The sequence below is a fragment of the Corallococcus sp. AB049A genome, from assembly GCF_003668885.1.
Lineage (GTDB): Bacteria > Myxococcota > Myxococcia > Myxococcales > Myxococcaceae > Corallococcus > Corallococcus interemptor.
Map to the genome: position 1 here is coordinate 1 of NZ_RAWL01000389.1, position 8,163 is coordinate 8,163.

9 protein-coding genes and 1 tRNA gene are annotated in these 8,163 nt (G+C 70.1%); 4 read left to right on the forward strand and 6 right to left on the reverse strand.

Annotated features, from left to right (window positions below; genetic code table 11):
- The 3 genes from D7X55_RS30975 to D7X55_RS30985 form a co-directional block, all read left to right on the forward strand.
- Positions 1 to 922: fatty acid desaturase (locus D7X55_RS30975; protein WP_121724946.1), on the forward strand; the 922-nt coding region annotated here is incomplete at its 5' end.
- Entirely contained in the window at positions 919 to 2,148 is a 1,230-nt protein-coding gene (locus D7X55_RS30980; protein ID WP_121724947.1) for a CapA family protein, read from the forward strand. The genes D7X55_RS30975 and D7X55_RS30980, both read left to right, overlap by 4 nt.
- Positions 2,149 to 2,150: 2 nt before the next feature.
- Complete coding sequence (locus D7X55_RS30985; RefSeq protein ID WP_121724948.1) at positions 2,151 to 2,759, forward strand: iron-containing redox enzyme family protein; 609 nt, start codon at positions 2,151 to 2,153, stop codon at positions 2,757 to 2,759.
- A 568-nt stretch (positions 2,760 to 3,327) separates the two neighbouring features.
- On the opposite strand, the gene D7X55_RS30995 is transcribed toward D7X55_RS30985, so the two are convergent.
- From D7X55_RS30995 to D7X55_RS31015, 5 genes are all read right to left on the reverse strand, one after another.
- A complete protein-coding gene (locus D7X55_RS30995; RefSeq protein WP_199747237.1) occupies positions 3,328 to 4,257 on the reverse strand; it encodes an RluA family pseudouridine synthase in 930 nt (309 codons plus the stop codon).
- A 223-nt stretch (positions 4,258 to 4,480) separates the two neighbouring features.
- On the reverse strand, positions 4,481 to 4,780 hold the full coding sequence (locus D7X55_RS31000) for a transposase zinc-binding domain-containing protein (protein ID WP_121724949.1): 300 nt from the start codon (positions 4,778 to 4,780) through the stop codon (positions 4,481 to 4,483).
- A gap of 257 nt (positions 4,781 to 5,037) precedes the next feature.
- Positions 5,038 to 5,111: transfer RNA gene (locus D7X55_RS31005), tRNA-Arg, on the reverse strand.
- 156 nt (positions 5,112 to 5,267) lie between these two features.
- Positions 5,268 to 6,371, reverse strand: a complete 1,104-nt coding sequence (locus D7X55_RS31010; protein WP_121724950.1) for a hypothetical protein — start codon at positions 6,369 to 6,371, stop codon at positions 5,268 to 5,270.
- Positions 6,372 to 6,512: 141 nt separating this feature from the next.
- On the reverse strand, positions 6,513 to 6,785 hold the full coding sequence (locus tag D7X55_RS31015; RefSeq protein WP_121724951.1) for a hypothetical protein: 273 nt from the start codon (positions 6,783 to 6,785) through the stop codon (positions 6,513 to 6,515).
- Between the two features lie 374 nt (positions 6,786 to 7,159).
- Here D7X55_RS31015 and D7X55_RS31020 point away from each other — a divergent pair, with 374 nt between their 5' ends.
- The gene (locus tag D7X55_RS31020; protein ID WP_121724952.1) at positions 7,160 to 7,684 is read left to right on the forward strand and encodes a GNAT family N-acetyltransferase; all 525 of its coding nucleotides are present in this window, start codon (positions 7,160 to 7,162) and stop codon (positions 7,682 to 7,684) included.
- Here the strand turns inward: D7X55_RS31020 and D7X55_RS31025 are convergent.
- Positions 7,681 to 8,163 (reverse strand): APC family permease (locus D7X55_RS31025; protein WP_121724954.1); only part of this gene is annotated, 483 nt, incomplete at its 5' end. The genes D7X55_RS31020 and D7X55_RS31025 overlap by 4 nt on opposite strands.

Below are 8,163 nucleotides of genomic sequence, written 5' to 3' on the forward strand. Positions count from 1 at the left end.
CTCCCGCGACGAACTGGTGGAGCTGCTGCGCATCCGCCCCGCGCGAGCCCTGGGCATGGCGGCCCTCCACCTGGGCGTGTGGGCGCTGGCCGGCGTGGGGCTCGCGCACGTCAGCGGCTTCTGGCTGAAGCTGCCCCTGTGGCTGCTGGCGGCCCAGGCCGTCATGGGGCTCATCCAGCTGGACCACGACGCGTGGCACGACACGCTCTTCCCGAGGCCCTGGCAGAACCGCCTCTTCGGCAACGCGCTCAGCCTGCTCGTGGGCATCGCCTACGAGCCGATGCGGCACGACCACCTCGCGCACCACCGCTGGAACCGCACCGAGAAGGACCCTGACGCCTACAACGCGGGCCGGCGCTCGCCCGGGCTGTGGGCCCTCTTCTACGCCACCGTGCTGCTGGGCCTGCCGCTCAGCCTCGTCTACTTCAACGTCCTCTACCCGGTGCAGCACTTCGACGCTGGCCGCCTGCGCCGCCATGCACTGGTGCTTCTCGGCTACGGGGTTTTCTACGCGCTGCTCTTCTGGCTCCTGGCGGGCCACGGGCTGCTCGGGGGCGCGGTGGAGTGCTGGCTGCTGCCAGTGCTCTTCGCCAGCCCCCTCAACGGGCTCAAGTCCATCTCCGACCACCACGCCAACGTCTGGCGCGGCGACCGCTTCCACACCGCGACGACGGTGCGCAGCACCCGGCTCGTCACCTTCCTGTGGAACGGCCTCAACCACCACCTGGACCACCACCTCTATCCGCGGGTGCCCGGCTACAACCTCGCGCGGCTGCACGCGCTCCTGCGCTCTCAACTGCTCGCGCGCGGCGCCCCCGTCTTCGACAGCTACCTCCACGTCATGTGGCGGGCCCTCCTGGCCGGCCCCATGGTGGTGGAGGAGGACGTGCGACTCGTCACCCTGGAGCGAAAGCGCCCATGAACGCCCTGCGCCGGCTGTACGCGGACCTCCGCTACGAGGACGGCCGCTGGCCGCTGTCCCGGTGGGACCTCAACCTGCGCTACATCACCAAGAGCCTCCTGCACCTGCCACAGCCGCGCTCGGCCGGAACCGCGGAGCACTTCGCGCGAGTCGCCCGGCACGTCGCCTCGGGCAGCTGGCGGCACGCGGGCGCGCCGGAGCTCCGGCTGAGCGCCGTGGGCGACATGATGTGGATCCGCAGCGGCTTCCACCGCGCCCTCTCTCCCGGCGTCCGGGAGGTGATGGCGGATGACGCGGTGGCCTTCGCCAACCTGGAGACGCCGGTGGATCCGGCGCGGCCCGTGCCCCGGCTTGTCTACGAGACGCTCCACTACAACGCCCCGCCGGACTACCTCGCGGCCTGGGAGGGCACGGCGCGCCACCGCGTCTTCTCCCTCTGCAACAACCACGCGCTCGACCAGGGCGCCGGAGGGCTGGAGCGGACCCGGCGGACGGTGCTGGCCTCCTCCCAGCACCGCTGCGTGGGAGGCCCCCGGCCGGAGGACGCGGTGGCCGCCCTGGAGGTGGACGGGGTGCGGATGGGCATCGCCGCCGTGACGTATGACATCAACCACCTGGTGGGTGCGCCGCCCTCCGGGGTGCCGGTGACGCGGCTGGGCAGCCCGCTCCACGCGCCGGACTGGGAGCGGCTGGGCGCGCTCATCGACGCTGCTCGCGCGGTGGGGCCGGACCTGGTGGTGCTGATGCCGCACTGGGGCTTCGAGTACGAGTACTGGCCCGAGGCCCTCCAGCGCGAGCACGCGTACCGGCTCATCGAGCGCGGGGCGGACGTCCTCCTGGGCTCCTCGCCGCATGTCCTCCAGCCGGTGGAGTGGGTGTCCATTGATGGCGCGGACGCCACCTGCCCCACGCAGGTGCGCCGGGGCGGGCCCGCGCGGATGGGGCTCATCGCGCACTCGCTGGGCAACTTCCTGAGCATCATGCCCACGCTGGCGTGCCAGACGGGGGCCGTGCTGAAGCTCGCGCTCGCCCGGGACGCGCGGGGCGTGCTCCAGCCGGTGGATTTGCGCGCGGTGCCCACCGCCTGTGGACGGGGACTCGGTGGAGAGGGGTTCCTCGACGCGGGCGTGGTGCGCCTGGACGAGCTGCCCCCAAAGCGGGCGGCGCAGCACCTCGCGCATGCCCGGCGGACATTGGGCGCGCTTCTTTCGGACCGGAGGGACTGAGGATGTCTTTGATTGAGGAGCAGTTGGAGGCGCTCACCGTCGGGATGGCGCGGCAGGTCTCAAGCTGGCTGCCGGCGGTGACGCCGGAGCGCTACGTGGCGTTCCTCGACATGATGTTCCACTACACGAAGCGGAGCGGGGACCGCCTGCGGCTCGCGGCCGAGCGTGCCACGCTCCCCGAGCTGAAGGCCTTCTTCGCGGAGCTGGCGGGGGACGAGCAGTCGCACTACCTGCTGGCCCAGGCGGACCTGGTGGCCTTCGGGCGCGAGCCCTCGTCCGGCACGCCTCGCGAGGTGGCCGACTTCCACGCCTTCTGGGAGGGAATCAGGCCGGAGCGGCAGCTCGCCTTCCTGGGCGCGCTGCGCGTGCTGGAGGGCGTGGCGCGGCACCTGGGAGGCGAGGCCCGCCAGGGGCTGGGGCGGCTCGGGCTGGAGCGGACGCAGGCGCGCTTCATCCTCGTCCACCTCGACGTGGACCTGGAGCATGGAGAGCGGGCCCAGGCGCTCTGCGCGGCGCTGGGGGCCGGGCACCCGGAGCCGCTGCTCGAAGGGGCCCGGCGGGCCGCCGACTTCTGGGTGGCCATCCACCGCGCGGCGCTGGCCGCACGCTGAGCCGTGCCTCCGCACGAGACGGCGACGGCGGCCGCACGAAAGTCTGCTTTTGCAGCTGGGGGTCGGTGAGCATAGGCGGGATAAAGGCCATGTTGAGGGTGAGGGCTGGAGCGCAGGAGCCGAGGAGGGCCGCTGACGGGGCCTCCCGGGCAGTACGCAGGCGGGTGGAGAAGCCGCGCAGCCCCTTGGGATACACGTCGGCCCGGGCCGCCTTCCCATGAGGTGCGCGGCAGGGGCCTGGTTCTCTTGGCTGGGGCGGCTTGAGCCTCAACACCACGCACTCTGGGGGCCCTCGCGCCGGGGCCAGCCTCGCACCTGCCGGGGGGCAGGCCCAGGTGCTCCAGAATCGCTCGCACTCCACCTCTTGCCTACACATACGCCAGCACCCGCCGCCTGCCTCCACACCTCACGCAGACGAACACGTCCAAGTCGAACGTCCTCCTGAGCAAGTCTGCCCGGTCCACTCGCGGCGTCCTCTCCTTCCTGACCGCTGCCTGGGGCGCCTCGCTCGCCTCCTCCGCACCTGCTTGAGGGACGCGGAGCATGAGCTTCAAACAAGGCCCGGTGCTCAGGTCTCCGTCGCCATCCGCAAGGCGGCCGGAGGTGGCGCGTGCAACCGCAGGCGCTCCGACGTGAGCGGGTGCGTGAACGCGAGCGTCTCCGCGTGGAGCAGATAGCCCCCCTCTCCGGGCAGGCCAGGCTCGCGCTCGCGAGGCAGACCTCCCGAGGCGAACAGCGGCTCACCCGTGAGCGGATGGCCGATGGACGCCAGGTGGATGCGGATCTGCTCGGGGCGGCCCGTGTGGATGCGCACCGCGAAGAGGGTCTGCCCGTCACGCCGCTCCAGGACCTCCGCGTGGCTGTGTGACGGTTTGCCCTTCTCGGTCGCACCGTGCACCGACCCCAGCAGGGGGTGGGGCACCAGCCCGATGGGCGTGTGGATGTCATAGGACGCCTGCGCCGCGACCCCGTCCGAGAGCGCCCGGTAACGCTTCTCCACGTCACCCTCGCGCCAGTCGCGGGAGAGCTTCGCGGCGGCGTCATGCGTGCGGGAGAAGAGCACCAGCCCCGAGGTCGCCCGCCCCAGCCGGTGCAGCGCGGACGCCTCAGGCCAGCGCAGCCGCACGAACGAGAGCAGCGTGTTCTTGAGGAAGCCGCCGGAGGGAATCGTCGGCAGCCCGCTCGGCTTGATGACCGCGAGCAGCGAAGCGTCCTCGTACACCAGCTCGAAGCTGTCTGGCGTCTCCCCTTCCCGCCAGGGCGGCCGGTGCCAGCAGAGCTCCTGGTGGCCCCGCAGCACCTCGTCGCCGGTCGCGATGGAGCCCTCCAGCCGCACCTCACCGCGAGCGAAGCGAGCACGCCACTCCTCCTCGATGGAGTGCCGGTACGCGCCCGTCAGGTGGGCAAGCGCGGTGCGCCCCACGGAGGCGGAGCCAATCCGCTCGCGGTACACATAGCCGTCATTCAGGCGGCCAGAGTCATCAGGTGGGGACGTCACCGGAGCACTCTACGAGCCCCAGGCGGAAGTGACAGCCCCGGGGTCGCAGTCGGGGTGGGCACCGTCCCGCGAGTGGGGGCCTTCTTCGTTCGTTCCGGGGCGTCCCTGGAGACTGGGGCATGTCTTCTCGCGTGGTCGGCTCCGCCGGTTTGCTCCTGTTCCTCCTGCCGTGGGCGGCCATGAGAGGGGCCATCGACGTCCTGGTCTGCGCCGACATGGTCCGTCAGGTGAAGGCGGAGAGCTGGCTCACCGTGCAGGGCACCATCACCCGGAGCCAGATGGTGAGGACGTCCGAGAGCAGCCCCACGTCCTTGAGCAGCACCCACCGTACCCGATGCGGAAAGGACAGCGTCCACTGCCGGTAGGGCACGCGCGGCAGCACCCCCTCCACCAAGTGCGCCGCGGTGACGTGCGCCCGCTTCGCGTTGCAGGAGGGACACACCCCTCGCCCCTTGCACGAGAAGGCGACGAGCAGCTCGTCCTTGCAACTCTCGCAGCGCACCCGCGCGAAGCCGTGTGCCAGCCCCCCGCCTCGCTCGCCTTCTCCAGCAGCGTGGCCAGGTTCTCCCTCACCGCCTCGTGCAGCACCTACGGAGGGGCGCCCTCGGGCTTGAGTGGAGCCCCTGACTGCTCAGGGGTTCGAGGCGCGACCGAGGCAGCGCTTCAGGAGGGGCAAACCCGGTACCAAACGGGTACCCAATCCAGCGAACCCGCCTGAACGCCGTTGAACGCCACCGGACAGAAAGACGCCCTGCTTCCGTGGGGCTGGAAGCAGGGCGATGACCCCGACAGGAATCGAACCTGTGGCCTGCGGTTTAGGAAACCGCCGCTCTATCCAACTGAGCTACGGGGTCGAAGCGACGCAACCGCCTTATACCAGGGCGAGTTCTCCTCGCAACGAGGGCGTGGGGGAGGGGGCACTATCGGACTGGGAGTCCCGTGGGAGTCTTGAAGGGGCTTCGCCGGCCTCGTTGTGGTGGGCTCGCCTTTCGCCTCACCTGACAGCACCTTCACGGGGTTCCGAAGGTCTCCTGCCACGACAGGTCCCCGTCCGCGGACACACGGAACACCCAGAGGTCCGTCTTGCCCGCGCCCCGGGACATCGTCGAGCCCGCCACAACGAGGCCGCCGTCCGCCAGCCGGGTGATGCCGCGCGCGAGATCCTGCCGGCCGCCTCCGTAGGACTTCCGCCAGCGCACGGCGCCGTCGGGGCCCAGACGCCATACTCGCGCATCGCGGTCCGCCAGGCCCTTCAGCGAGTCGCCCGCCACGGCGGCGCCTCCGTCCGGTAGCGCCGTCACCGCATGGCCCGCTTCCACGGTGGCGTCCTCGGGGAGGTGCTCCCACTGGATGCGGCCCTTCGCGTCCAGGCGCACCACCCACAGCCCCCAGTCCGGAGACCCCGGCGCGCTCGTCCGGCCCGCCGCGACGAGCCCTCCGTCCGGCATGGCGGCGAGCGCGGCCAGTTCTCCCCGGCGCTCCGCCGACAGCCACCAGGCCCACGCGGGCTGTCTGTCCGCCTCGAAGACGAGTATCGCGGAGGTGCCCAGCCCCGTGGTGGAGGACTCCGCCGTCCCCGCCACCGCGAGGCGCCCGCCCGGCAGTACGGCCAGCGAGGTGACACGCTCAAGCTTCTCCAGCCGTGTCTCGCCGAGCGGCTGGCCATCCGGTGACAGCCAGAGGAGCCAACCCGCCCCCCCTTGAACGCCGCCAGCGACGATGGTGCCGTCATCAAGCACCCCCACCGAGGTGAGCCCGTTGATGCCCCCGGTTCCTGGCGTGCGCTCCCAGCGCGGGCTCCCATCCCTGTTCAGTGCGAGCACCCAGGCCTGGAATTCGTCTCTTGCCACCTCCACCTCGCCCACCACCACGAGTCCTCCTCCTGGGAGGGGGGAAAGGGCCCGGGCATGGCTGCCGGGTCCCTCACCCTGGGTGCGCTCCCAGCGCGGGCGGGGCGCGGTGCCGTCGAAGTCCAGCACCCATGCCTGAGATGTGCCGGGCCGCCGGGAGTGGGTGTGACCCGCCACGGCGAAGCCCTCGCGGGTGGCCGTCACCGCCTCGGCGGCCTCGTGGCCCGTGCGGTTCTTCTGCTCGACTTCATGCGCCAGGTCCATATCGCTCGATGGTGGTGGAGGAGGAGACAGCCGACGCCAGAGCAGGAACCCCGCGGCCAGCATCAGGACGGCCAGCAGCGCCAGGGGCCCGAGGGGCCGAACCGAAGATGCTCCGCTGCGACGAGCAGGCGCCGCCACGGCTCAGAACCAGCTCTGCTCTTCGGTGAGCCACTGCGACCGCAGCGGCTCCCGGAGGCCCAGGTCGTTGACGGCGTCCACGATGGTGCTGTCATCGCAGACAAGGATGAAGATGCGCTTCCACGCCGGAGTGTGGAGGCGGTTCTTCTCCGGCTGGCTGAAGGGCTGGATGTCCCACTCAAGCGCGGCGCGGCCGGTGACCGGCCTACCCAGCAGGAGCTGCCGGAGTTTGGGAAAGACATTGTCGAAGATGACTTGGTTTCCCTCGCGCATCATCCCCTGCAACTCGTTAACACGCTGGACCGCGGACCCAGGCTGGGGATTCGAAGGCTCCCTGCTGCTGACACGTTGGTATACGCGCCGCAAGGTTCCCCCTGTGGGAGCTTGCGTTTGCTCCCAGTTCGCTCCACTGCGGGGGAGGCTAACATGCCTGTACCGCCGGAAGCCCACAGAGGGAGGCGAACGGGTGCAGAGAGTCAAGCAGGCCACTGACGAGGGCCTATGTCGAAGACGAAGAAGCGCTTGAAGATGAATCGGAAGTACAGGGTCGCCTACATGACGCCCGAGGGTGGCTCCAAGCATGAAGACGATGGACCGGCGCGTTCGGCGCAAGGCTCGCGCTCTCTCAACGCTGACGGGAGGTTCTTGAAGTGGAAACGAGACGCTGCAAGCTCGTCGACAATGACGCTGACTTTCAAACCTGCGTCGATATCCGGCTGAAGGTCTTCGTTGAAGAGCAGGCCGTTCCAGAAGACATGGAGTTGGACGAGTTCGAGACCGTCAGCAAGCACTTCCTGGTCACCCTCAACGGCAAGGGCATCACGACGGGCCGGCTCAGGCCCTATGGCTCGTTCGTCAAGTTCGAACGAATCGCGACCTTGCTGGAAGAGCGAGGGAAGGGGACCGGGCGCGTGCTCATGGAATGCATGATGGATTACGCCGAAAGGCACTATCCAAACCATCTGCCCATGATGCACGCGCAGATCTCGGCGCTCGGCTTCTACGAAAAGCTTGGCTGGATGCCTGTCGGCGATGAGTTCGACGAAGCCGGCATTACCCACCTCGTGATGATTCACGTCCCGGAGAGCGAAGCGCGGATCCAGAACCTCCTGATCTGGAAGAGCACCGACGTGGAGCCTGAGATCGTGGAGGCGTTGAAGCAGCGGCGCCCCTAGCCGAGCGCCGCCTTCCCGTCCGGCTTGCGCTGGAACCGGTAGAGCACGAAGCCCACCGCGAGCGCGACGGCCCCGGCGATGAGGTTCTCGCGCTCCGCGCTCAGCGCGAACACCACGCACAGCGCGGCGGCGGCGAAGGGAATCACGGGGCCACCCGGGATGCGGAACGCGTTCGCGGGTGCCTGGAGCTTGCGGCGCAGCACGGGCACCGCCAGGGCCGTGCCGAAGTACGTGGCGAGCCGGGCCACCACGGAGAGCGTGGCCAGCACCTCGAACGAGCCGGAGAACGCCAGGGGCAGCGCGATGGCCGTCTGCGTGAGGATGGCGACCGTCGGTGTCCGGTAGCGCGGGTGCAGCGTGGCGAGCGCCGCCGGACCAAAGCCGTCCTGCGCCAGCGCGTACAGGTAGCGCGGCCCGGCCAGCACGGTGTTGCTGTTGGTCCCCAGGATGGACAGCACCCCGCCCACCGTCATCAGCAG

What these genes read in the sequence shown, in the direction of transcription:
- D7X55_RS30985 (WP_121724948.1), top strand. Translation starts at nt 2,151, where the DNA reads ATGTCTTTGATTGAGGAGCAGTTGGAGGCGCTCACCGTCGGGATGGCG.
- D7X55_RS30980 (WP_121724947.1), top strand. Translation starts at nt 919, where the DNA reads ATGAACGCCCTGCGCCGGCTGTACGCGGACCTCCGCTACGAGGACGGC.
- D7X55_RS31015 (WP_121724951.1), bottom strand. Translation starts at nt 6,785, where the DNA reads ATGATGCGCGAGGGAAACCAAGTCATCTTCGACAATGTCTTTCCCAAA.
- D7X55_RS31010 (WP_121724950.1), bottom strand. Translation starts at nt 6,371, where the DNA reads ATGGACCTGGCGCATGAAGTCGAGCAGAAGAACCGCACGGGCCACGAG.